Annotated in this window: 20 protein-coding genes and 1 pseudogene; 10 read left to right on the top strand and 11 right to left on the bottom strand. The window is 65.0% G+C overall.

The features are described 5' to 3' along the window. The first annotated feature begins 4 nt into the window (after positions 1-4). Entirely contained in the window at positions 5-994 is a 990-nt protein-coding gene (locus tag NX773_RS20380; protein WP_258858108.1) for a rhomboid family intramembrane serine protease, read from the top strand. 84 nt (positions 995-1,078) lie between these two features. On the opposite strand, the gene NX773_RS23655 is transcribed toward NX773_RS20380, so the two are convergent. From NX773_RS23655 to NX773_RS20360, 4 genes are all read right to left on the bottom strand, one after another. After that, positions 1,079-2,251, bottom strand: a complete 1,173-nt coding sequence (locus NX773_RS23655) for a diguanylate cyclase domain-containing protein (RefSeq protein ID WP_258858107.1) — start codon at positions 2,249-2,251, stop codon at positions 1,079-1,081. A 170-nt stretch (positions 2,252-2,421) separates the two neighbouring features. Beyond that, the gene (gene dxs, locus NX773_RS20370) at positions 2,422-4,293 is read right to left on the bottom strand and encodes a 1-deoxy-D-xylulose-5-phosphate synthase (RefSeq protein ID WP_258858106.1); all 1,872 of its coding nucleotides are present in this window, start codon (positions 4,291-4,293) and stop codon (positions 2,422-2,424) included. After that, a complete protein-coding gene (locus NX773_RS20365) occupies positions 4,294-5,184 on the bottom strand; it encodes a polyprenyl synthetase family protein (protein WP_258858105.1) in 891 nt (296 codons plus the stop codon). It abuts the gene before it with no gap. After that, entirely contained in the window at positions 5,181-5,432 is a 252-nt protein-coding gene (locus NX773_RS20360) for an exodeoxyribonuclease VII small subunit (RefSeq protein WP_258823832.1), read from the bottom strand. Before NX773_RS20360 ends, NX773_RS20365 begins: the two co-directional genes overlap by 4 nt. Before the next feature lie 351 nt (positions 5,433-5,783). Here NX773_RS20360 and NX773_RS20355 point away from each other — a divergent pair, with 351 nt between their 5' ends. The 3 genes from NX773_RS20355 to NX773_RS20345 all read left to right on the top strand — a co-directional run bounded on the left by NX773_RS20355 (position 5,784) and on the right by NX773_RS20345 (position 8,736). Beyond that, positions 5,784-6,884, top strand: a complete 1,101-nt coding sequence (locus tag NX773_RS20355) for an aromatic ring-hydroxylating oxygenase subunit alpha (protein ID WP_258823831.1) — start codon at positions 5,784-5,786, stop codon at positions 6,882-6,884. Between the two features lie 71 nt (positions 6,885-6,955). Then, complete coding sequence (locus tag NX773_RS20350; protein WP_258858104.1) at positions 6,956-7,876, top strand: DMT family transporter; 921 nt, start codon at positions 6,956-6,958, stop codon at positions 7,874-7,876. A gap of 8 nt (positions 7,877-7,884) precedes the next feature. After that, positions 7,885-8,736: a sulfurtransferase gene (locus NX773_RS20345; RefSeq protein WP_258858103.1), complete on the top strand. Its 852-nt coding sequence runs from the start codon at positions 7,885-7,887 to the stop codon at positions 8,734-8,736. A 39-nt stretch (positions 8,737-8,775) separates the two neighbouring features. On the opposite strand, the gene NX773_RS20340 is transcribed toward NX773_RS20345, so the two are convergent. The 5 genes from NX773_RS20340 to polA form a co-directional block, all read right to left on the bottom strand. Then, positions 8,776-8,922 carry a hypothetical protein gene (locus tag NX773_RS20340; RefSeq protein ID WP_258858102.1) on the bottom strand — a complete coding sequence of 49 codons (147 nt, stop codon included), beginning with the start codon at positions 8,920-8,922 and terminating at the stop codon, positions 8,776-8,778. Positions 8,923-8,999: 77 nt separating this feature from the next. Then, positions 9,000-9,662, bottom strand: a complete 663-nt coding sequence (locus NX773_RS20335) for a ZIP family metal transporter (protein ID WP_258858101.1) — start codon at positions 9,660-9,662, stop codon at positions 9,000-9,002. A 188-nt stretch (positions 9,663-9,850) separates the two neighbouring features. Next, positions 9,851-10,735, bottom strand: a complete 885-nt coding sequence (locus NX773_RS20330; RefSeq protein WP_258858100.1) for a dienelactone hydrolase family protein — start codon at positions 10,733-10,735, stop codon at positions 9,851-9,853. A gap of 172 nt (positions 10,736-10,907) precedes the next feature. Then, the gene (locus tag NX773_RS20325) at positions 10,908-12,128 is read right to left on the bottom strand and encodes a DUF4382 domain-containing protein (protein WP_258858099.1); all 1,221 of its coding nucleotides are present in this window, start codon (positions 12,126-12,128) and stop codon (positions 10,908-10,910) included. 256 nt (positions 12,129-12,384) lie between these two features. After that, entirely contained in the window at positions 12,385-15,129 is a 2,745-nt protein-coding gene (gene polA / locus NX773_RS20320; protein WP_258858098.1) for a DNA polymerase I, read from the bottom strand. Positions 15,130-15,305: 176 nt separating this feature from the next. Between polA and NX773_RS20315 the strand changes: the two genes are divergently transcribed. From NX773_RS20315 to NX773_RS20305, 3 genes are all read left to right on the top strand, one after another. Further along, the gene (locus NX773_RS20315; protein ID WP_258858097.1) at positions 15,306-15,749 is read left to right on the top strand and encodes a DUF2782 domain-containing protein; all 444 of its coding nucleotides are present in this window, start codon (positions 15,306-15,308) and stop codon (positions 15,747-15,749) included. A 76-nt stretch (positions 15,750-15,825) separates the two neighbouring features. Then, positions 15,826-16,785 carry a homoserine kinase gene (locus NX773_RS20310; RefSeq protein ID WP_258858096.1) on the top strand — a complete coding sequence of 320 codons (960 nt, stop codon included), beginning with the start codon at positions 15,826-15,828 and terminating at the stop codon, positions 16,783-16,785. Further along, positions 16,782-17,549: a BPSS1780 family membrane protein gene (locus tag NX773_RS20305; RefSeq protein WP_258858095.1), complete on the top strand. Its 768-nt coding sequence runs from the start codon at positions 16,782-16,784 to the stop codon at positions 17,547-17,549. Before NX773_RS20310 ends, NX773_RS20305 begins: the two co-directional genes overlap by 4 nt. 58 nt (positions 17,550-17,607) lie before the next feature. On the opposite strand, the gene NX773_RS20300 is transcribed toward NX773_RS20305, so the two are convergent. Next, entirely contained in the window at positions 17,608-19,920 is a 2,313-nt protein-coding gene (locus NX773_RS20300) for a UvrD-helicase domain-containing protein (protein ID WP_258858094.1), read from the bottom strand. A gap of 182 nt (positions 19,921-20,102) precedes the next feature. Here NX773_RS20300 and NX773_RS20295 point away from each other — a divergent pair, with 182 nt between their 5' ends. The 3 genes and pseudogenes from NX773_RS20295 to NX773_RS20280 all read left to right on the top strand — a co-directional run bounded on the left by NX773_RS20295 (position 20,103) and on the right by NX773_RS20280 (position 22,045). Then, on the top strand, positions 20,103-20,588 hold the full coding sequence (locus tag NX773_RS20295; protein ID WP_258858093.1) for an SRPBCC family protein: 486 nt from the start codon (positions 20,103-20,105) through the stop codon (positions 20,586-20,588). Further along, a pseudogene (locus NX773_RS23650) lies at positions 20,533-21,328 on the top strand (hemerythrin domain-containing protein). Before NX773_RS20295 ends, NX773_RS23650 begins: the two are co-directional and overlap by 56 nt. A 141-nt stretch (positions 21,329-21,469) precedes the next feature. After that, on the top strand, positions 21,470-22,045 hold the full coding sequence (locus NX773_RS20280) for an SRPBCC family protein (protein WP_258858090.1): 576 nt from the start codon (positions 21,470-21,472) through the stop codon (positions 22,043-22,045). Between the two features lie 172 nt (positions 22,046-22,217). Here NX773_RS20280 and NX773_RS20275 read toward each other — a convergent pair whose 3' ends face one another. After that, a complete protein-coding gene (locus NX773_RS20275) occupies positions 22,218-22,478 on the bottom strand; it encodes a hypothetical protein (RefSeq protein WP_258858089.1) in 261 nt (86 codons plus the stop codon). Positions 22,479-22,842: the final 364 nt, after the last annotated feature.

The following is a 22,842-nucleotide window of genomic DNA, read 5'->3' as shown; positions in this document are numbered from 1 at the left end:
GCGCATGACGGCCGGCGAAACCTTCGAGGTCCGCTTTCGCGCCGGCGGCAGGCGTCGCGCGGGCAATCCCTACCAGTTCAACGGCAAGGGCTCGGTCACGATCGAGCCCGATTTCCTGGTCCTGCGCGGCACGCGCTACCGCAACCTGCGCGCCGCCGAACCGGAGGAACACCGGCTGAAGATGGTCGATATCGTCAACGTGCGCAGCGACGGCAAGGAAGTGGAATTCGAGGTCGTCGGCGTCGAGCGCGACCAGACCGTGGCCTTCGATGTGCCGGACGAAGTGAACGCGTGGCGCATCTTCGAGCTGCTGCCGGTCCGCCAGACCGAGGAATTCAGAATCGCGCAGTCGGACCGCGAGACCTTCCACGACCGGATCGACCACTGGACCCCGCGCACGCCCGTCATCTGGGCGCTGCTGGCGATGAACATCCTGGTGTTCGTGCTGATGTCGCTCAGTTCTTCCGGCGACGGTTCGGCGGCTGCCGAGTCGATGAAGCTGGTGCGCTGGGGCTCGAACGCCGGTCCGCTGACGCTGCACGGCCAACCGTGGCGGCTGGTGACGTCGATGTTCGTGCACGGGGGGCTGCTGCACATCCTGTTCAACATGTTCGCGCTGTGGCAGGTTGGGCGCCTGGTCGAGCGCATGTTCGGCAGCGCGCGCTTCCTGGCGCTGTACATGATCGCCGGCGTGTGCGGCAGCCTGGCCAGCGTGCTGTGGAATCCGCACGTGAACAGCGTTGGCGCATCGGGCGCGATCTTCGGCATCATCGGCGGGCTGCTCGCCTTCATGCAGCGGCCTGACAGCGGCGTGCCGGCCACCATTGTCCGGGACCTGCGCGGTTCGCTGGGCGGCTTTTTGATGTTTAACATCGCCGCCGGCCTGGTGTACCCGCATACCGACAACGCGGCCCACATCGGCGGGCTGGCCGGTGGCTATCTGGCCGGCTTGCTGCTGGCGCGCTCGCTGTACGTGCCGGACCAGCGCCGGTAGGGTGGGCAGGTTTTCCTGCCCACGCGTTCAACGCCGCAGCTACGCCGATCGTCGCTGAACGCGTGGGCGGGAAACCCGCCCACCCTACGCCGCCAGTGCAGTCTCCTTGCGCCGCTTGGAGCGATACATGCACTGGTCGGCGGCGTGCAGCAGTTCCTCGGCCGTCTGGCCATGATCGGGACACCGCGCCGCGCCAACGCTCGCGGTCACGCGCACCACCTCGCCGCCGAAAGCGATCGGCTCGCCGATGGCGGCGCGCAGGGCAGCGCTCAGGCGCTCGATGGTCAGTTCGGCCTGCCCGACGGCCAGCGGCAGCGCCACCACGAATTCGTCGCCCCCCAGCCTGCCGGCCAGGTCTGACGCGCGGATGGCGCCGCGCACACGGTCGGCCACGCGGCGCAGCACGTAGTCGCCGGCGGCGTGGCCGTGGCGGTCGTTGACTGGCTTGAAGTCATCCAGGTCGAGGAACAGCACCGCCACCGTCGATCCGTCGTCGCGCTGGGACAGCAGTTCGCCAAGGCGCCGCAGGAAGCGCACACGGTTGGGCAGGCCGGTCAGTGCGTCATGCTCGGACAGGTGCTCGCTCTGGCGCTTGGCCTCCTCTTCGAGCTCGAGGTCGCGCTTGAGCGCATTCTTGAGCAGGAAGGCCTGGCGCGAGAAGTGTTCGCGCATGTGCAGCGAGAACAGGCCGATGAAGTTGGCGCCGATCAGGAAGAAGCAGTTCTGCACCAGGATGACCCAGTCGCCGCGCTCGCCCATGTGCTGGTAGCCCAGCGCCAGCGCCAGGTAGCTCAGGGTCAGCGCCAGCCCGGTCAGGCTGGCGTGCAGCACGCGCAGGTAGGTAGCGCCGTACAGCGCCATCGAAACCAGCAGCAAGCCCGCATAGTAGGTGCTCCAGCCCGGGTCGTCGGGGCGGGTGAACATGATGATCGCCTCGATCCCCAGCCCCCACATCAGGTAGGTCAGGCAGGTGAGCATGGCGTAGCGGCGGACGAAGGTCTCGCGCGACAATCGGCTGGCAAGCGAGGTGGCGGCGGTCACGCACAGCACCACGGCCCTGATCGCCCAGGCCGCGGCCACATTGCTGGGCACCGCCATCAGGTCGAGCACCGCGAAGCAGCTGTACAGCACCGCGCACAGCAAGGCCGTGCGGTGGAATGCGACAATTTTCTGCGTCGCGAGATCGGCCTGATAGGCCGCCTCGAGTGCAGGCTCGAAATGGCCCCGCGACCCGGTAAGGTCTTGCACAATGTACACGTCTATTTGCCAAACTGAAATATCAGTCTTCCAGCGTAACCGAAGCCCATGAAAGTGCCAATTGTGAATTAGCGCAGCGTAACGTTTCCGCTACAAAATTTGTATTGGATTGCGGAAACAACAACGCCGGGCGAACCCGGCGTCATGGTTTCGAGTTGGGGATGCGCAGGTCAGCTGTTGTTGACCACCAGGCGCGGCTCTGCAATGCCGACGCGCTCGCGGATCGCGGCCGCGATGCCCTTGGCATCCAGGCCCACGGAGGCCAGCAGCAGGGCCGGGTCGCCGTGGTCGATGAACTTGTCGGGCAGGCCCAGCTGGATCATGGGCTTGGCGATGCCCTCGGCAGCCAGCGCCTCGGCCACTGCCGAGCCGGCGCCGCCCATGATGCAGCCCTCCTCCACCGTGACCAGGTAGTCGTGCTCCCGGGCCAGCTGCTTGACCAGCTCGACGTCGAGCGGCTTCACGAAGCGCATGTTGGCCACCGTCGCATTCAGCTCCCCGGCGGCGGCCAGGCTCGGCGCCACCATCGAACCGAAGGCCAGGATCGCGATGCCCTTGCCCTGGCGGCGGATCTCGCCCTTGCCGATCTCGATCGAGGTCAGCTCCTGCTGGACCTGCGCGCCCACGCCGGCGCCGCGCGGGTAACGCACCGCGGCCGGGCCGGGGTAGTGGTAGGCCGTGGTGAGCATCTGGCGGCACTCGTTTTCGTCCGACGGCGCCATCACCACCATGTTGGGAATGCAGCGCAGGTAGGCCATGTCGTAATTGCCGGCGTGGGTCGCGCCGTCGGCGCCGACCAGGCCCGCGCGGTCGAGCGCAAAGGTCACGTCCAGGTTCTGCAGCGCCACGTCGTGGATCAGCTGGTCGTAGGCGCGCTGCAGGAAGGTCGAGTAGATCGCCACCACCGGCTTCATGCCTTCGGCCGCCAGGCCCGCGCCGAAGGTCACCGAATGCTGCTCGGCGATGCCAACGTCGAAATAGCGGTTCGGGAACTGCTGGTGAAACTTCACCATGCCCGAACCTTCGCGCATTGCCGGGGTGATGCCGACCAGCTTCTTGTCCACCGCCGCCATGTCGCACAGCCAGTTGCCGAACACCTCGGTGTAGGTCAGCTTGGACGGCGCGGCCGCCGGCTTGATGCCTTCGGTCGGGTTGAACTTGCCGGTGCCGTGGTACAGGATCGGTTCGGCCTCGGCCAGCTTGTAGCCCTGGCCCTTCTTGGTCACCACGTGCAGGAACTGCGGCCCCTTGAGCTGCTTGATGTTTTCCAGCGTCGGGATCAGCGATTCGAGGTCGTGGCCGTCGATCGGGCCGATGTAGTTAAAGCCGAATTCTTCGAACATCGTGGCCGGCACCACCATGCCCTTCGCGTGCTCTTCCAGCCGCTTGGCCAGTTCGCGCATCGGGGCCGGCAGCACGGTCTTGCCGACGTTCTTGGCGGCCGCGTAGAACTTGCCCGACATGAGGCGCGCCAGATAGCGGTTCAGCGCGCCCACCGGCGGCGAGATCGACATGTCGTTGTCGTTCAGGATGACCAGCAGGTTGACGTCGTCCTCGACACCCGCGTTGTTCAGCGCCTCGAAGGCCATGCCGGCGGTCATGGAGCCGTCACCGATCACCGCGATCGCATGCCGGTGCTCGCCCTTGAGCTTGGCCGCCTGGGCCATGCCCAGCGCCGCCGAAATGGAGGTGGACGAGTGCGCGGTGCCGAAAGTGTCGTATTCGCTTTCGTCGCGCTTGGGGAAGCCCGACAGGCCGTTCAGCTGGCGCAGCGTGGGCATGCGCTCGCGCCGTCCGGTCAGGATCTTGTGCGAGTAGGTCTGGTGACCCACGTCCCACACGATGCGGTCGTGCGGTGTGTTGAACACGTAGTGCAGCGCGATGGTCAGCTCCACCGTACCCAGGTTCGACGACAGGTGGCCGCCGGTCTTGGAGACGGAATCGAGCAGGAAGCTGCGCAGCTCGTGCGCCAGCGGCGTGAGCTGCGTACGCGGCAGCTTGCGCAGGTCGGCGGGATCGTTGATGGTCTCTAGCAGTTTCATTTAGGCCTTCCGCTGCACGATGAGGTCCGCGAGTTCGCGCAGCCGCAGTGCTTGTTCTCCGAACGGCGCCAGCGCTTCATGCGCATCGCGCCGCAGTTGTTCGGCCAGGGCCCGCGAGGGCTCAAGGCCAAGGATCGACACATAGGTCGGCTTGTTGTCGGCCGCGTCCTTGCCGGCGGTCTTACCCAGCGTGGCCGAGTCGGCCGTCGCGTCCAGTACATCGTCCACCACCTGGAACGCCAGGCCGATCGCCTTCGAATACGCGGCCAGCGCGTCCAGTTCATGCGGTGCGAGCTCGCGCCCGGCCAGCGCGCCCAGCACCACCGATGCGCGCAGCAGCGCGCCGGTCTTCAGCTGGTGCATGCGCTCCAGTTGTTCGAGCGTGAGCGCATGGCCCACGCTGTCCAGGTCGATCGCCTGCCCGCCGCACATGCCGGCCGAGCCAGCCGCTGCGGCCAGCAGGCGCAGCATCGCCACCACCTGTTTCGGCGGCAGCGTGTCGGTCTCGGCCAACACCTGGAAGGCCTGCGACTGCAGCGCGTCGCCCACCAGCAGCGCGGTCGCCTCGTCATACGCCACGTGCACCGTCGGCTTGCCGCGCCGCAGATCGTCGTCGTCCATGCACGGCATGTCGTCGTGCACCAGCGAATAGGCGTGGATCATCTCGACCGCGCAGGCGGCCCTGGCCAGCGCGCGCGCATCGGCGCCGAACAGCGCGCCGCTGGCATACACCAGCAGCGGACGCACGCGCTTGCCGCCGCCCAGCGTGGTGTAGCGCATGGCCTCGTGCAGCTTGTGCGGCACCGCGCCGGCATCGGGCAGGAAGGCGCCAAGCGCGTGCTCGACCTCGTCCTGCACACCCTTCATCCAGTCGCCGAAAGGAACCGTCATTGCGCGCCCTCGCCCGCCGCGTCAGCCGCAAACGGCTTGAGCATGTCGCCCTCCAGCACCTTCACCTGCGATTCGACCTTGTCCAGCTGGGCCGCGCAGTACTTGACCAGCTCGGAGCCGCGCGCATAGGCGGCCACCGACGCTTCCAGCGGCAGCTGGCCGGATTCCATTTGACTCACGAGCTGGGCCAGCTCGGCCATCGCCTGCTCGAACGATTCCGGCGGCGACGAAGGTGTGTTGTTTGACATAGTTTTCTTTTATTCAACGACCGGCCCGCCGTAGTGCAACTTGTGCGCCACTGGACAGTCTAATCGCGTATTTTAGAACAATCCAACCACTCGGGTGGCGAATCGCGTGTCGCGTCACCATCTTGTCAGTGCGTCCACAATGTAACGGGAGCCCTTCCCCGACTCATGAAAACGATGCCGTTCAGGCAATATCTTTCACCCTGCCTGCCACAATCTCGCGCCGACCCATTACGGTAGGGCTTGTTAGACGGTATAATCTCCGGTTCTGTTCCGAAATACCGTATTACGAAGCCGAATACTGGTCTTAGGATTTTCTCTTCTTTGGCTCGCTCTTATATAAGGGGGGTTGGGATGTCCGATCTGGCGACCCAGGCGAAGCTTGCGCGTTCGTGCGCGCAGCTTCCGGTAAATGTCTATTTTGACGACGCGCTGCAAAAGCGCGAAATGCAGGAGTTGTTTCTCAAGGGCCCGCGCTACGTCGGGCACGAACTCATGGTTCCGGAAGTCGGCGACTTCCACACGCTGGCATCGGAAAAGGAAGGCCGCATGCTGGTGCGCAACGCAACCGGCATCGAAGTACTGTCCAACGTCTGCCGCCACCGCCAGGCCGTCATGTTCAACGGCCGCGGCAATGCCGACAACATCGTCTGCCCGCTGCACCGCTGGACCTATGACCTGAAGGGTGAGCTGATCGGCGCGCCGCATTTCGAGCACACGCCGTGCCTGAACCTGTCCAAGACGCCGCTGCAAAGCTGGAACGGCATGCTGTTCGAGCAGAACGGCTACAACGTGATGGACAAGCTGTCCAAGCTGTCAGTCACCAAGGACCTCGATTTTTCCGGCTTCATGCTCGATCACGTCGAGGTGCACGACTGCGACTACAACTGGAAGACCTTCATCGAGGTGTACCTCGAGGACTACCATGTCGAGCCGTTCCATCCGGGCCTGGGTAATTTCGTCACCTGCGACGACCTGCGCTGGGAGTTCGGCGAGGATTACAGCGTGCAGACGGTGGGCGTGAACGCCGGCCTGAAGCGCTTCGGCTCGGCCAAGTACAAGAAGTGGCAGGAAGAGGTGCTCAAGTTCAGCAACGGCGTGCCGCCCAAGTTCGGCGCGATCTGGCTCACGCTCTACCCCAACATCATGGTCGAGTGGTACCCGAACGTGCTGGTGGTCTCGACCCTGTGGCCGGACGGTCCGCAGAAGACTCGCAACGTGGTCGAGTTCTACTACCCCGAAGAGATCGTGCTGTTCGAGCGCGAATTCGTCGAGGCCGAGCGCGCCGCCTACATGGAAACCTGCATCGAGGACGACGAGATCGGCCTGCGCATGGATGCAGGCCGCAAGATCCTGATGGAGCGCGGCACCAACGAAGTGGGCCCCTACCAGTCGCCGATGGAAGACGGCATGCAGCACTTCCACGAGTGGTACCGGAGCCGGATTGCCCTGTAAGTACCTGTAGCACCCTGAAACCGCGGCCTCGAATGGGCCGCGGTTTTGTTTTATAACCCCACGCTGTACATATGCCTTCTCTCTGGATGCTGTTTGCCAGCTTTGCCTTCGCCGCCATGGGCGCGGCGGTCAAGCTGGCCTCCGCCACCTTCTCCACTTCCGAACTGCTGATGTACCGCGGCCTGATCGGCTCGGTCATCCTGTTCGCCTCGCTGCGCGCGCACGGCGGCACGCTGCGCACCGCCTTCCCAAGGGAGCACATCTGGCGCAGCATCGTCGGCGTAACCTCGCTGTGGCTGTGGTTCTTCGCGATCGGCGCGCTGCCGCTGGCCACCGCCGTCACGCTCAACTACACCGCGCCGATCTGGATCGCGGTGTGGATGTTCGCGCTGGGCTGGTGGCACGGCAAGAAGCACGTCGAGTGGCCGCTGGCGCTCGCGGTGGCGATGAGCTTTGTCGGCGTGACGCTGGTGCTGCGGCCGGCCGTGCAGACCAACCAGTGGCTCGGCGGCCTGGCCGGCGTGGCCTCGTCGGTGATCTCGGCGATGGCCTACATGCAGGTGCGCCGCCTGGGCCAGATGGGCGAGCCGGAATACCGCGTGGTGTTCTACTTCTCGCTCACCACCGCCATCGCCGGCTTCTTCCTGAGCCTGGCCACGCCGGATGCGGCCGGCGTCAGCTTCCACGCCTTCACCCCGCGCCTGGCGGCGCTGGTGCTGGCCATCGGCGTGTCGGCCCTGCTGGCGCAGATGGCGATGACGCGCGCCTACCGCGTGGGCAAGGTGCTGGTCGTGGCCAACCTGCAGTACACCGGCATCGTGTTCTCCAGCCTGTGGGGCATGGCGCTGTGGGGCGACCGCTTCGACTGGCACGTGTGGCTGGGCATGGGCGTGATCCTCGCCTCCGGCATCGCCGCGACGTTCTACAATACGAAGAGCGCGCCGCGCGGCGCCACCTCCATCGAGACCGATCCGATTGCAGCCGAAACCTGAGGAGCATCATGTACACCACGCTGATCCAAGCCGCTGAACTGGCACGCCACATCGACGACCCCAACTGGGTGGTGGTGGACTGCCGCCATGACCTCGTCAACCTGAACGCGGGCCGCGAAGGCTATGCCGTCGCCCACCTGCCGCACGCGGCGTTCGCCGACATGGAAAACGAACTGTCCGGCGCCAGGCGCGCTGCTGACGGTGCCTTCCGTGGCCGCCATCCCCTGCCCGAGCGCGACGCGTTCATCGAAACCTTGCGCGGCTGGGGCGTGAACGAGGGCACGCAAGTGGTCGCCTATGACGCGCACGGCGGCATGTTCGCGGCGCGCCTGTGGTGGCTGCTGCGCTGGATCGGCCACGAGGCGGTGGCGGTGCTGGACGGTGGCATGGCCGCGTGGCAGGCACAGGGGCTGCCGCTGTCCGCCGAGGTGGACACCAAACCGCGCGGCGCGATCGCAGCGCGCGCGCCGCTGGTGGCCACCGTGGACGCAAGCCAGGTACTGGCCAACATTGGCGGCGGTGGCCGCGTGGTGGTGGATGCGCGCTCCCCTGACCGCTTCCGCGGCGAGAACGAGACCATCGATCCGGTGGGCGGGCATATCCCGGGAGCGAAGAACCGCTTCTTCAAGGACAACCTGGGCGCGGACGGGCGCTTCAAGGACGCCGCGCAGCTCAAGTCGGAGTGGTCTGCGATCGTCAGCGATCCAGAGCAGGCTGTCATGCAGTGCGGGTCGGGAGTGACCGCGTGCCACAACCTGCTGGCGCTCGAAGTGGCCGGCCTGCGCAAAGCGGCGCTTTATCCGGGGTCGTGGAGCGAATGGTGCGCCGATTCGTCGCGCCCCGTCGCGACCGGCGCCTGATTTCAGTCCGGGACACTCGGCATGGGTGCCGGCTTGGATTTAGTGGCTGAAGAGCCAGAGGTCCAGGCCAATACCGTCGAAGACGGTCAGCGCAGCCGCCGCCAGGACCAGCAGCGCCAGCATCCATGCGACGAAACGCACCGGATTGGCGCGGATTGCGCCCAGTACCTGATCGAACCTGTTCATGACTTCTCCTCGCCGGCCACACCCAAGTATGGCCGGGGCGTGAGCACTGTCAACGGCGCAGCGCAAGCTTTGGGCGATCAGTGCCCGCGCGTGAGGAACAGGACGATCAGCACGCCCAGCCCGATCAGGAGCACCTGCGGCACCGACTCGCGCACGGTGGCGCGGCGCTGCATCTGCGGCATCAGGTCGCTGACGGCGATGTAGATGAAGCCCGAGGACGCGAACACCAGCACGTAAGGAATCAGGCTGCTGGCGCGGTCCAGCGTGAAGTAGCCGAGCAGGCCGCCGGCCACCGCCATCAGGCTGCACAGCAGGTTGAACACGTAGGCGCGCAGGCGCGTAAAGCCGGCGTTGAGCATCACGATGAAGTCGCCGATCTCCTGCGGGATTTCGTGCGCGACGATGGCCAGGCCCGTGACGATGCCCAGCTGCGGATTGGCCAGGAAGGCCGCCGCGATCAGGATCCCGTCGGTGAAGTTGTGCATGCCGTCGCCAACGAGGATCATCCACCCCGCCTTGCCTGCCTCGCGCGCGTCGTGGCCGTGCGCGTGGTGGTGGCCGTCGCCCTCGTGATGGTGCGAGTGGCGCAGCACCGCGAGCTTTTCCAGCATGAAGAACGCCAGCAGACCCGCGAGCAGCGTGGCGAACAGGCTGCGCGGATCGGCCTTCGACTCGAACGCCTCGGGCAGCGCGTGCAGCAGCGAGGTGGACAGCATGATCCCCACCGACAGGCTGACCATGCGCTCGACTACCTTGGACAGCAGCGTGAACGAGAAGATGGCGGCGGCGGTGATGCTGACGGCGCCGGCGAACAGCGTCGCCAGCAGGATGGAGATGAGGATCGGGTCGATTTGTTAGCCTCTTGTTCTTGGTCGTGCAGTGCTGCAGCCCAGCATTGTACCGCCGCCGGGCCGCAGCCGTGCGCCGCCTACGCGACGCCGTGCGACTTGAACCAGGCCAGTGCGCGCGACCAGCCGTCCCTGGCGTCGGCTTCGACGTAGCTCGGGCGGTAGTCGGCGTTGAAGGCGTGGCCGGCATCCGGGTACACCACGAAGGTGGAACCGCTGCTGCCCTTGGCCAGTTCGGCCTCCATCCTCTTGACCGTATCGACCGGGATGCCGGTGTCCTTGGCGCCGTACAGCCCCAGCACCGGCACCTTGAGGCTGGTCGCGATGTCGATCGGGTGCTTGGGCGTGTTGGCGCTCGGTTCGCCCACCAGGCGGCCGTACCATGCCACGCCGGCCTTCACCTTGGGATTGTGGGCGCTGTACATCCACGTGATGCGGCCGCCCCAGCAGAAGCCCGTGATGCCCAGCTTGTCCACGTTGCCGCCATTGTGGCGCGCCCAGTCGACGCAGGCGTCGAGGTCGCCCATGACTTGCGCATCGGGGGTTTTGGAGATGATGTCGCGGATAAGGTCGGCGATGTTGGGCACCTTCTGCGGGTCGCCCTGGCGCACGAACAGCTCGGGCGCAAGCGCCAGGTAGCCCAGCTTGGCGAAGCGGCGCGCGATGTCGGCGATGTGTTCGTGCACGCCGAAGATCTCGGACACGACCAGGATGACGGGAAGGTTGGTTTTGCCCTCGGGCTGGGCGCGGTAGACGGGCACGGTGGTGCCGCCCACCTTGATCTGGACGGTGCCGGCGGTCAGGCCCGCGGTATCGGTCTTGATCACGGACTGCGCCGCGACCGGCAGCGTGGCGGCGGCAAAGCCGGTGCCCAGCGCGGCCTTCAGGAACACGCGGCGGTCCACACCGTCCGCGAAAGCGCTGTCGGCGACAAGGCTGTCGCCATCCTGTACCAGGTCCTTCATCTGCGATCCTCCGACGTGATGGGAAAGGCTTGCTATCTTATCAGCGTCGGAGCGATGGCGCGCATTCAGGCATCGGCTGAACGCGTGGGCAGGAAAACCTGCCCACCCTACGATCGTCTCCGGTAGGGTGGGCAGGTCTCCTGCCCACGCGTTCAAATCAAGCCGGCTTTACTTACGGCGCCAGCGCGAAGTTGAGGTTGGTCTGGTTCGCAGTCGCGATGCTCACGCCCGCCACCGACTTGGTGGCGTAGCCGTTGGCGCTTGCCTCGACCGTGTAGGTCGCCGGCGTCACGCCAACCGCTGCGTTGAACATCAGCGGCAGCGTGCTGCTGTACACCGCGTACTGCGGCGCGGCCACCGGCAGGTTCGCCAGGGTGTAGGCGCCCGTCGCCAGGTCAGCGCCCTGGTACTTGATCGTGACCGTCGGGCCGGTGCCGAACGTCTGCTTGGCCGCGACGTACGCCGCCTCGGTGGCGCTCGGCGGCGTCATGGTGACGGTGCCGCTGATCGAGCCGGTGGTGGACAGCGCCAGCGCGATCGGGGCACCCGTGGTGCTGATGGCGGTGGTGCCGCTTGCCGTCACCGGCACCGCGCTGATCACCGACGCGGCGCTGTTGTCCGAGGTGATGACGACATCGTAGTTACCGGCCGTGAGGTGCGACAGGTTGAACGCGCCGGTGCTGTCCGGCGCGGTGGAAGCGACGATCTTGCCGTTCTGCTGGGCCGACACCACCACATGGTTGGCCAGCGCAGCGGTGGCGATCACGCCGGTGATGCCGTTGTTGACGGCGCTCGGAACCATGCGCAGCACCGGCTTGAGCGCATACTTGCCGTTGCCCTTGGTGAGCACCGATTTGCAGGCGTCGAAGTCGATCACGATGTCCGAACGCTGACCTGCGGCCACGTCGAATTCGCCGGTGAGCTTGATGCCGCTCTGGACCGCGCTCGGCGTATCGAGCGGCTGCTCGGTCTTGGAACCGGTCGGCAGCACGGTGTTGGCGGTGCCGCTCGCGTTCGAGTCCAGCACCAGGCGCACCTGGGTGTAGTGGCCGGCTTCGAGCGAGGTCTGGCCCAGCGTATCGAGCACGCCGTTGGTGAGCTTGAGCAGGTCGATCTTGCGCGCAGGGTTCAGGGTCACGTCCACCCAGCCGGCGTCGGTGTCGCTGGCGGTGGCGCTCTTGTTCACGCGTACCTTGCTGACGGTGACGTTGACCGCGTCAAAGCCGCAGGCCGGCGCGTCGGTGAGCGCAACGGTCAGGGTGCCAGCGGTGGACACCGGGGGCGGCGTGGTCGAGGAACCGGAGGAGCCGCCGCCGCCGCCGCAAGCGACGAGCGAGGCTGCAGCCAGGGCGCTGCCGGCCACGAGGCCGATTTTGGTGAGCTGTTGTTTCATGTTATGCCTTTCAGAAAAATCGCCGACGACCACGGCGGGTTGAAAGGCATCCTATATTCCGATTGGCAACTTTTGAGTTAACGAACTCACATTGAAACCATTGCTTACACTTCAGATGCTGAACTGTTGCGGCGAAGCCACCGAAATTTAACCTTGTATTAACAGGCGTTATCGGGATTCCAATTGGCGCCAGCAGTGCGACGGCTGGTTGACCGCGCGGGCAGGAGACCTGCGCACGCGGTCAATCACGAGTTCATCAGTGCGCCTGCTCCCAGTTCGGCCCGACGCCGGTTTCCGCCAACAGCGGCACGTCGAGTTTGGCCACGCCGGCCATCAGCTCGGGCAGGCGTGCGCGCACCAGCTCGAGCTCGGCCTCGGGCACTTCGAGCACCAGCTCGTCGTGCACCTGCATGACCATGCGCGTGGCCAGCCGGTCCTGCTCGATCCAGCCCTGCACGGCGATCATCGCCAGCTTGATCAGGTCGGCCGCCGTGCCCTGCATCGGCGCGTTGATCGCGGCCCGTTCGGCGCCGGCGCGGCGCGGGCCGTTGGGCGAATTGATCTCCGGGAGCCACAGGCGGCGCCCGAACACCGTCTCCACATAACCGCGCTGCTTGGCCGCCAGGCGCGTCTCGTCCATGTACTGCTTCACGCCCGAGAAGCGGTTGAAGTAGCGCTCGATGTAGTTCTGGGCGGCCGCACGCTCGATGCCCAGGTTCGACGCCAGGCCGAACGCGCTCATCCCGTAGATCAGGCCGAAGTTGATGACCTTGGCGTAGCGGCGCTGCTCGGCCTGCACTTCCTCGGGCGGCAGGCCGAAAATCTCGGCGGCGGTGGCGCGGTGGATGTCCTCGCCTTGCGCGAACGCGCGCAGCATCGCCTCGTCGCCCGAGATGTGGGCCATGATGCGCAGCTCGATCTGCGAGTAGTCGGCCGAGACGATCACGCTTCCCGGCGGCGCAATGAAAGCCTCGCGGATGCGGCGCCCTTCGCTCGTTCGCACCGGGATGTTCTGCAGGTTGGGATCGTTGGACGCCAGGCGTCCGGTCACCGCCACCGCCTGCGCGTAGTTGGTGTGCACGCGCCCGGTGCGCGGGTTGACCATCTTGGGCAGCTTGTCGGTGTAAGTGGATTTGAGCTTGGACAGCCCGCGGTGCTCGAGCAGCACCTTCGGCAGCGGGAAGTCCTCGGCCAGCTTCTGCAGCACCTCTTCGTCGGTGGAGGGGGCGCCGGTCGCAGTCTTCTTGATGACCGGGAGCCCGAGCTTGCCAAAGAAGATCTCACCGATCTGCTTGGGCGAACCGAGGTTGAACGGACCGCCGGCCAGTTCATAAGCCTCCTGTTCGAGCTTCATGATGCGCTCGGCCAGTTCATTCGACTGCACCGCCAGCAGCTCGGCATCCACCAGCACGCCGTTGCGCTCGATCTTCTGCAGCACCACCTGCGTGGGCAGCTCGATCTTCTCGTACACGTACTTCAGGCCTTCGTTGCTCTGCACATGCGGCAGCATCACCTCGTGCAGGCGCAGGGTGATGTCCGAATCCTCGCCCGCGTACTCGGTCGCGCGCGCCAGCTCCACCTGGTCGAAGCAGATCTGGTTGGCGCCTTTGCCGCACACGTCCACGTAGGGAATCGTGGTGTAGCCCAGGTGGCGCATGGCCATCGTGTCCATGTCGTGCGGCTTGTGCGACTCGAACACGTAGGATTCGAGCAGCGTGTCGTGCACGATGCCGCGCAGCTTGACGCCGTGGTTCTCGAACACGTGCATGTCGTACTTCAGGTTCTGGCCGAGCTTGGGCTTGTCCGGGTTCTCCAGCCACGGCTTGAGACGCTCGAGCACCAGCTCGCGCGCCAGCTGCTGCGGCACGCCGGCGTAGCGGTGCGCCACCGGAATGTAGCAGCCCTTGCCCGATTCGACCGACAGCGAAATGCCGACCATCTCGGCGGCCATCGGGTCCAGCGAGGTGGTTTCGGTATCCACCGAGGTGAGCGCGGCCGCATCGACCAGCGCGATCCATTTGGCGAGCTGCTCTTCGGTGAGCACGGTTTCGTATTCGCCGCGGATGATCGGCATGCCGGGCAGCGTGGCCTGCGCGCCTTCCGGCGAATTGAGCTGCGCCGTGGAGGCCGCCACGCCGCCGTTCGCGGTCAGCTCGCGCAGCATCGTCTTGAAGCCGTAGCGCTGGAAGAATGCCTGCAGTGCCTCCCGGTCTTCAGGACGGCCGACCAGCGTTTCCTCGATCGATACGACGTGCCGCGTCAGGTCGCAGTCGGTCTTGACGGTGATGAGCTGGCGGCCCTTGGGCAGCCATTCGAGCGCGGCGCGCAGGTTCTCGCCAACCGCGCCGGTGATCGCGTGCGCGTTCTCGATCACGCCGTCGAGCGAACCGTGCAGCGTGAGCCACTTGACCGCGGTCTTGGGGCCGCACTTGTTCACGCCGGGGACGTTGTCCACGGTGTCGCCGACCAGGGTGAGGTAGTCGATGATGCGGTTGGGCGGCACGCCGAACTTGGCGAGCACGCCGGCTTCGTCCAGCTTGTCGTTGGTCATGGTATTGATCAGCATGACCTTGTCGTTGACGAGCTGGGCCAGGTCCTTGTCGCCGGTGGAGACGATCGTATTCATGCCACGGGCAGCGGCCTGCACCGCCAGGGTGCCGATCACGTCGTCGGCCTCCACGCCCTCCACCATCAGGATCGGCCAGCCCAGGTAGCGCACCGCCTCGTGGATCGGCTCGATCTGCTTGCGCAAGTCGTCCGGCATCGAGGCGCGGGTGGCCTTGTATTCCGGGTACATCTCGTCGCGGAAGGTCTTGCCCGAGGCGTCAAATACGCAGGCGATGTAGGCGGCCGGGTAATCGGCGCGCAAGCGGCGCAGCATGTTGACCATGCCGTGCATGGCCCCGGTCGGGAAGCCGTCGGGGCTGCGCAGGTCGGGCAGCGCGTGGAAGGCGCGATAAAGATAGCTGGAACCGTCAACGAGCAGCAGGGTATTTTGCATAGGGAGATAATCTGGTGATGGGCGGGCCAGCGCCGCGTTCGATCCACGCATTATCGCAGAATCCGGCATGAAGAAAACGCAACGGCCCGTCAATCCAGATGGGGACGATGCCCACACTTTTCACTGGGAAGGCACGCCCTTTGTTACAATGAACAAAACGACAAAGGTGAAACATCATGCAGCGCAAGCTCCCTTCCCTCCGACTGTTCTCGCTCTGCCTGTTTGCGCTCGCGCCTGGCGCGTTCGCACAGCAGCAGGCGCAAAGCGCGCCGCCCAGCGACAAGCCGCCCAAGCTCGAGCGTATCGAGCCGGGCAGCGACGTGCCGGCGACCACCATTCCGCCCAAAGGCGGCACCCAGATCAAGGAGCGCAAGCAGAACGGGCAGGTCACCGAAGTCGAGGTGCAGGCCGGCCCCAGCCACTACTACATGCGCCCCAACGTCCCGGCGGGGAACGCCGCGCCCGGCACGCAGGAAGCCGGCGGCATTCGCGCGCCGCAGTGGCAGGTGCTGGAGTTCGACCTGAACCGCAAGCGCAAGCAGGGCGAGCCAAGCAGCGAAACGCCGGAGCAGACGCCGGCCGCGGCCGAAGTGCCGCCGCCGCCGCGCCCGACCAAGTAACGCGCGCCGCGCCAGAACAACACCGCGCGCAAGCGCCAACCCGAATCAGCTACCGACTCTCACTTTTTGCTTGAACATGGCAGTTTTCACCGCGGTCACGCTGGACGACCTCAACCAGTGGATCAAGCAGTTCCCTCTCGGCCAGGCGCTCGCGCTCAAGGGCATCGCCTCCGGCATCGAAAACAGTAACTTCTTCCTGACCACCGAGCGCGGCGAGTACGTGCTCACGATCTTCGAGAACCTCGATTTCGACCAGCTGCCGTTCTACCTGCAGCTGATGCGCCACCTGGCGCGGCGCGGCATTCCCGTGCCCGATCCGGTGCCGAACGAGCACGGCGAGCTGGTGGTGCCCCTGCACGGCAAGCCGGCGGCGGTGGTCACCAAGCTGGAAGGCGCATCGCAAATGGATCCGCAGCCGGTGCACTGCGCCGAGGCAGGCACCATGCTGGCCCGCATGCACCTGGCCGCGCGCGACTTTCCGCTGCAGCAGCCGAACCTGCGCGGGCTGGACTGGTGGCTCGAGACAGCTCCCAAGGTGATGCCCTTCCTTTCGCCGGAAAACGCGCAGCTGCTCTCGTCCGAGATCGCGTTCCAGCAGGCGTTTGCCGGCACCGACACCTACCGTCAGCTCGCGCATGGCCCTGTCCACGCAGACCTGTTCCGCAATAACGTGATGTTCGTCGGCGACAAGCTCACCGGCTGCTTCGACTTTTACTTTGCGGGCTGCGATACCTGGCTGTTCGACGTGGCAGTGACGGTCAACGACTGGTGCATCGACCAGCAAAGCGGCAAGCTGGACCCGGCGCGCCTGTCCGCGCTGCTCGACGCGTACCACGCGGTGCGGCCGTTCACCGACGCCGACCGCGCCGCCTGGCAGACCATGCTGCGCGCCGCCGCGTTGCGCTTCTGGCTGTCGCGCCTGTACGACCTGCACCTGCCGCGCGAGGCCGAGCTGCTCACGCCGCACGACCCCACCCATTTCGAACGCATCCTGCGCGACCGCGTGGAGCACGCGTCGCAGGAGCTGCCGGCATGAGCAAGCTTCCCGCCAGCACTGGCTGGGCATGGCTCAAGCAAGGCGCCGCGCTGTTTCGCAAGCAGCCCGGCGGGCTGACCACGCTGATGTTCGCGAACATCCTGATCAGCATCGCGTTTTCCGCCGTGCCGGTGGTGGGCCCGATCCTGGCCGTGGTCCTGATTCCGTCGCTGTCGATGGCTTTCATGCAGGCCTGCCTGATGATCGACAACGGCCAGCGCGTCACACCCGGCGTGCTGCTGACGGGCTTTCGCAAGCCGGCCGTGGTCACGCTGTGCAAGCTCGGGCTGGTGTACCTGGCTGTGTCGCTGCTGCTCGCGCTGCTGGCGCGTTTCGCCATCGACCAGTCGTTCTGGGAGCAGATCACGGTGCAGCAGCCGGACCCGAAGAAGCTGGCGGTGGATGTGTCCGACGTGCTGGCGATGTTCCTCATCTTCGTGCTCGACCTTGCGGCGCTGATTTCGCTGGCCTTTGCCGCGCCGCTCACCTACTGGGAGAAGATGGGACCTGGCAAGGCCACGTTCTACAGCTTCTTCGCGGTGGTCAAGAGCGCGCGCGTGTTCAGCGTGCTGCTGCTGGCGTGGTTCGGGCTGTTCTTCTCGGTGTGCATGCTGGTGGCGCTGGTCGTGGGGCCGGTGCACATCGCGCAGGTGATCATCATGTGGCTGATCTTCCTTTTCGTGCTGCTCTTGCAGTGCGCGATCTACGTCGGATACCGCCAGATTTTCGGCAAGCCGGTACAGCCGCAAGGGCAGCCGGCCTGAAAACGTTACCGTCATCCCGGCGAAAGCCGGGACGACGGCACAAAGGGTGTTGGTACGCTTAGCGCGACAGGCGTTCGAGCTTGGCCACCGACAGGTCCAGCACCTTCATCCCGGCCGACCCGAAGTTGATCTGCGCGCGTGCCGCGCCGGCGCCGCCTTCGATGTTCACGATCACGCCCTCGCCGAATTTGGCGTGCGAGACCGACTCGCCGATCCGCCAGCCGGAGCCGTTACCCGATTTCTGCGTGATCTGCCGGGCGATCTTGTTGTCCGTGCCCGCATTGCGAAACTCGGCGTCGTCCCAGGCAGTCGTCTTCTTGTTCGCGAACCAGTGCCCCTGCACGCGCGGCGACAGCCACTTGAGCGACTCCTCCGGCAGCTCGTCGAAGAAGCGCGACTTCATGTTGAAGCGCGTCTGCCCGTGCAGCATGCGCTGCTGCGTAAAGCTCATGTACAGCCGGCGGCGCGCACGCGTGATCGCCACGTACATCAGGCGCCGCTCCTCATCCACGCCGTCCGCCTCGCGCGAGCTGCTCTCGTGCGGGAACAGGCCCTCTTCCAGGCCGGTGATGAACACCGCGTCGAACTCCAGGCCCTTGGCCGAGTGCACCGTCATGAGCTGCAGCGCGTCCTGTCCCACCTGCGCCTGCGCGTCGCCCGCTTCCAGCGACGCGTGCGACAGGAAGGCAGACAGTGGCGACATCACCGCCGGAAACGGCGCGTCGGCGTCCAGGATCTCGACCCCGTCTTCGCTGACCACCAGCTCGCCCGCCTGCGCCTGCGCCTGGGGGCCCAGGTGCGCCGGCGCTTGCTGGCCGAAGCCTTCTTCCTGAACGAACTGGGCGGCGGCGTCCACCAGCTGCTCGAGGTTCTCGACGCGGTCCGCGCCTTCCTTCTCGTTGGCGTAATGGGTCAACAGGCCGCTGCGCTCGAGCACCACGCGCACCATTTCAGGCAGCGGCAACTGCTGGGTCTCGAAGCGCGCGCCCTCGACCAGCTTGACGAACGCGCCCAGCGAGGAGCCGGCCTTGCCGGTCATGTACGGCACCGACGCGTACAGCGAAATGCCGTACTGCTCGGCCGCGCCCTGCAGCATCTCGATGGTGCGCGCGCCGATGCCGCGCGTGGGGAAGTTCACCACGCGCAGGAAGGCCGAGTCGTTGTGCGGGTTGTCCATCAGCTGCAGGTAGGCGATCGCGTGCTTGACCTCGGCGCGCTGGAAGTAGCGCAGGCCGCCATAGACGGTGTACGGCAGGCCGGCCGCGAACAGCGCGTGCTCGATCACGCGGCTTTGCGCGTTGGAGCGGTACAGGATGGCGATTTCGCTGCGCGGGATGCCGTCGGCCATCAGGTTCTTGGCTTCCTCGATGATCCACTGCGCTTCCTCGAGGTCGGAGGACGCCTCGTACACGCGCACCTGCTCGCCCTGGCCCTGGTCGGTGCGCAGGTTCTTGCCAAGGCGCTTGGCGTTGTAAGAAATTAGGTAGTTGGCGCTGTCGAGGATGTGGCCGTGCGAGCGGTAGTTCTGCTCCAGCTTGATCAGGTTCTGGACGTGGAAGTCGCGCTCGAACGCGCTCATGTTGCCCACGTTGGCGCCGCGGAAGGCGTAGATGCTCTGGTCGTCGTCGCCCACCGCGAACAGCGCGCCGCCCTGCGCCTCGCCGTAGCCGGCCAGCAGCTTGAGCAGCTTGTACTGCAGGTCGTTGGTGTCCTGGAACTCGTCCACCAAAATGTGCTTGAAGCGCATCTGGTAGTGATGGCGCAGCGGCTGGTTGCGCGACAGCAGCTCGTAGGTGCGCAGCAGCAGTTCGGCAAAATCGACCACGCCCTCGCGCTGGCACTGCTGGTCGTACACCTCGTACAGCTCGGCAAACTTGCGCGTGATCGGCTCATAGGCCTCGACGTCATTCGCGCGCAGCCCTTGTTCCTTGGCATTGTTGATGAAGTACAGCAGATCCTTGGCCGGGTACTTCTCGTCGTCCACATTGTTGGCCTTGAGCAGGCGCTTGATCATCGACAGCTGGTCCTGCGTGTCGAGGATCTGGAATGCCTGCGGCAGCGCCGCGTCGCGGTAGTGCGTGCGCAGCAGCCGGTTGCACAACCCGTGGAAAGTGCCGATCCACATGCCGCGCGTGTTCACCGGCAGCATGGCGGACAGGCGGGTCAGCATCTCCTTGGCCGCCTTATTGGTGAACGTCACGGCCATGATGCCGGCGGGCGACACCTGTCCGGTCTGGATCAGCCATGCGATGCGCGTGGTCAGCACCCGCGTTTTGCCCGAGCCGGCACCCGCGAGAATCAGGGCGCTCTGGGGCGGCAGCGTAACGGCGGCCAGTTGTTCTGGATTCAGGTTCTGGAGGAGATTCTGCATCCCGTCATTATACCGCCGGGGGTCTGCGGCCGCCGCTGTTGCCAGCTTGTCAGCTGATGGCTTCAAACACCAAAAATTTTTCGCGCACTTGTCGATTTACGCCAAGCCTGAACGACAATGAACAGGCAACTGATCGATGAGTTCGGGAGTCTGACGAACAACCTGACCAATGAGGAGATGAGATGAGCGAAAACCAGACCACCACCCGTGCCGAAGGGCGCGATTTGTTCCTGACGCGCGTGATCAACGCCACGCCTGAAAAGCTGTTCCAGGCCTGGACCGACCCGCGGACGATGGAAAAGTGGTTTTGCCCCAAGCCGTGGCGCGTGTCCGTGATCTCCAGCGACCTGCGTCCCGGCGGCGCGAGCGTCATGACCATGCACGGGCCGGAGGGCCAGGAGTTCCCCAACAACGGCGTCTATCTCGACGTGGTGCCCAACCGCCGTATCGTGTTCACCGATGCCTTCACCACTGCCTGGGAGCCGTCGGACAAGGCGTTCATGGTGGCCGAAGTGAACTTTGAAGACATTGGCGGCGGCAAGACCCGCTACAGCGCCCACGTGCGCCACTGGTCGGTGGAAGACCGCGAGGCGCACGAAAAGATGGGCTTCCATGAAGGCTGGGCCAAGGCCACCGAGCAGCTGGTGGAACTGGTCGAGGCGCGCTGACTACCATTGGCACCGTCGTTCCGGCGAAGGCCGGGACCCATGCTGGGCCGCCGGAGCTGGCGGCCCAGCATTGGCCACAGCGCCCGCTACAGCATCGCAAGGTCTTGCTGTTGCCCTCCCCCAAGACACAAAGATAGGTGTTGAAAATCCAACCCGCCACGGGCATATGCCCGGAACGGGTCCACCCTTGTGGACTTCGCGTACGCGACTTTGTTTCAAGGAGGAGATTCAAATGGAAGCCAACGACGATCCCGTCAAACCCGTCCAGACCCTGGACCCGGTCGAGCACCCGCTCGACTTGCTGATCCGCGACCACGAACTGGTGCGCAAACTGGCGGACAAGTACTGCCACACCCAGGACAAGGAAGTCCAGAAGCAGGCTGCCAAGCAAATGCTGCAGGCGCTGCACACCCACTCGCGCGTGGAAGAATCGGTGTTCTACCCCGGCGTGCGCCAAGATCGACCCGGCCATGATCGGGCACTTCGAGCAGGAACACCTAAAGGCCGACGACCTGGTGGCCACGCTGCAAGGCATGTCGCTTGACGAGCCGCACGCCGACCGCCTGATGCGCGAACTGATCCAAAGCACGCTGCATCACATCGAGCAGGAGGAAAAAGAGTTCTTCCCGAAACTCGAGGCCGCCAATATGGACATGGCCCCGATCGGGCTCGAGATGCAATCGTTCGAAGCGAACCTGATCCACATGCAATCGCAGGCCGGCATCGACATGCACCGCTGATCTTTACTGCGCAAGCGGCGCCACTGGAAACGGTGGCGCCGCTGCCTGGCCTGCCTGCCGGACACAACCTGTCGCGCGCCACCCGCTGCGCGATTGGCTTACCTTAGCGTTTGCGTGCTTTACAGCGAAAGGAGATTTGACATGCTGAATCGAGTAGTGACAGTCGCCGCCCTCGCAGTCGGCGGCATGATGCTGAAAAAGCAGATGGACAAGAAGCAAAGCCGTTCCGGCATGAGCGAGAGCTCGACCATCATGGAATCGGCCGAGGTCAACGTGCCGGTGCGCTCGGCATACAACCAGTGGACCCAGTTCGAGGATTTCCCCAAGTTCATGGCTAGCGTGCACGAGGTCAAACAGCTGGACGACCGTCACCTGCACTGGAAGGCCAACGTCATGGGCGAAGAAAAGGAATGGGATGCCGAAATCACCGAGCAGATTCCGGACCAGCGCATTGCCTGGCGCAGCACCAGCGGCGCACCGAACTCCGGCGTGGTGACTTTCCATCGTCTCTCGGACAGCTGCACCCGGGTCACGGTGCAGATGAGCTACAAGCCGGAAGGCCCGATGGAAAAGATCGGCGATGCACTGGGCGCCATGCGCCTGGAGGCGCGCCAGAACCTGCAGCGCTTCAAGGATATGCTGGAAGAGCGCGGCAAGGAAACTGGCGCCTGGCGCGGGACCATCCCGCAGCAGTCGTCGTCGTCCTCGACGCACTGACCAGTCATCTGGTTGACGGCCCGGCCTCCGCGCAACGGGGGCCATGCCGGCGGCACTTGGTTAGCTCGCGTCGAAGAGCTTGCTCGCTTTATCGCTTTGCGCCTCAGCCATGCTAGCGAGCCGCATCAAGTCTTTCCACTCGATCACAGAATCGGTTAATGTCGTGACGAGTTCACCCCTCATCGACCACCAGCAATTCCGGCGAATAGCGCTGATAAGCAAAGTCATGCTCTGGGTCGTCATATTTCTTCTCGACGAGAAGTAATGTCAAGAGATGACCCCGACGCTGCATTTCCGCCGAGAACTGACGGTAGACCAAGGTGAGGTTGAAAATGAGGTCTGCATTCGCACTGCGCCTGAGCTGCCTCCACTCCAGTTCACGCGCCTGTGTCTGCTGCAAAATTTCGTCGAACAGGGCTTCGTATTTGTTCATGCGTCCTCCGAAAACGAGGCCAGGTCGTAAATGGCTTCCTTGACGCGACGATATTGCCCTCGTCAATGTGCTTATGTACTTCCAACGCCGCCCTGCCCTTTTCAGTAAAGCGGGACCACACGTATGTCGGGATGTTCCCCTTTAATGCCATGAGCTTGGTGCGCGACGCCGAGGAGAGTGGCGTCGCGTCGTCCTGGAGCTGAAGGATTTCATCGGTCAATTTGCGAATCCGCTGTTTGCGTCTGAACCGGATGATGTTCTTCCTGATGCTTCGCACATAGAACAGCGAGACAACGGATATGCACAAGCCAACAATCGAGGCCCATGAGCTGTAGAAGGCCAACTGCGCATCAGTCACACTCAG

This window comes from Massilia solisilvae (assembly GCF_024753215.1).
In the GTDB taxonomy this organism is placed as follows: Bacteria; Pseudomonadota; Gammaproteobacteria; order Burkholderiales; family Burkholderiaceae_D; genus Telluria; species Telluria solisilvae.
This window is presented reverse-complemented; position numbering and strand designations above follow the sequence as displayed.

Coding starts and splice junctions, on each gene's coding strand:
- NX773_RS20350 (WP_258858104.1), top strand. CDS start 6,956: ATGCCTTCTCTCTGGATGCTGTTTGCCAGCTTTGCCTTCGCCGCCATG.
- NX773_RS20295 (WP_258858093.1), top strand. CDS start 20,103: ATGAGCGAAAACCAGACCACCACCCGTGCCGAAGGGCGCGATTTGTTC.
- NX773_RS20345 (WP_258858103.1), top strand. CDS start 7,885: ATGTACACCACGCTGATCCAAGCCGCTGAACTGGCACGCCACATCGAC.
- NX773_RS20325 (WP_258858099.1), bottom strand. CDS start 12,128: ATGAAACAACAGCTCACCAAAATCGGCCTCGTGGCCGGCAGCGCCCTG.
- NX773_RS20365 (WP_258858105.1), bottom strand. CDS start 5,184: ATGACGGTTCCTTTCGGCGACTGGATGAAGGGTGTGCAGGACGAGGTC.
- NX773_RS20330 (WP_258858100.1), bottom strand. CDS start 10,735: ATGAAGGACCTGGTACAGGATGGCGACAGCCTTGTCGCCGACAGCGCT.
- NX773_RS20275 (WP_258858089.1), bottom strand. CDS start 22,478: ATGAACAAATACGAAGCCCTGTTCGACGAAATTTTGCAGCAGACACAG.
- NX773_RS20335 (WP_258858101.1), bottom strand. CDS start 9,662: ATGGTCAGCCTGTCGGTGGGGATCATGCTGTCCACCTCGCTGCTGCAC.
- NX773_RS20360 (WP_258823832.1), bottom strand. CDS start 5,432: ATGTCAAACAACACACCTTCGTCGCCGCCGGAATCGTTCGAGCAGGCG.
- NX773_RS20310 (WP_258858096.1), top strand. CDS start 15,826: ATGGCAGTTTTCACCGCGGTCACGCTGGACGACCTCAACCAGTGGATC.
- NX773_RS20280 (WP_258858090.1), top strand. CDS start 21,470: ATGCTGAATCGAGTAGTGACAGTCGCCGCCCTCGCAGTCGGCGGCATG.
- NX773_RS20340 (WP_258858102.1), bottom strand. CDS start 8,922: ATGAACAGGTTCGATCAGGTACTGGGCGCAATCCGCGCCAATCCGGTG.
- NX773_RS20380 (WP_258858108.1), top strand. CDS start 5: ATGACGGCCGGCGAAACCTTCGAGGTCCGCTTTCGCGCCGGCGGCAGG.
- polA (WP_258858098.1), bottom strand. CDS start 15,129: ATGCAAAATACCCTGCTGCTCGTTGACGGTTCCAGCTATCTTTATCGC.
- NX773_RS20300 (WP_258858094.1), bottom strand. CDS start 19,920: ATGCAGAATCTCCTCCAGAACCTGAATCCAGAACAACTGGCCGCCGTT.
- NX773_RS20305 (WP_258858095.1), top strand. CDS start 16,782: ATGAGCAAGCTTCCCGCCAGCACTGGCTGGGCATGGCTCAAGCAAGGC.
- NX773_RS20315 (WP_258858097.1), top strand. CDS start 15,306: ATGCAGCGCAAGCTCCCTTCCCTCCGACTGTTCTCGCTCTGCCTGTTT.
- NX773_RS20355 (WP_258823831.1), top strand. CDS start 5,784: ATGTCCGATCTGGCGACCCAGGCGAAGCTTGCGCGTTCGTGCGCGCAG.
- dxs (WP_258858106.1), bottom strand. CDS start 4,293: ATGAAACTGCTAGAGACCATCAACGATCCCGCCGACCTGCGCAAGCTG.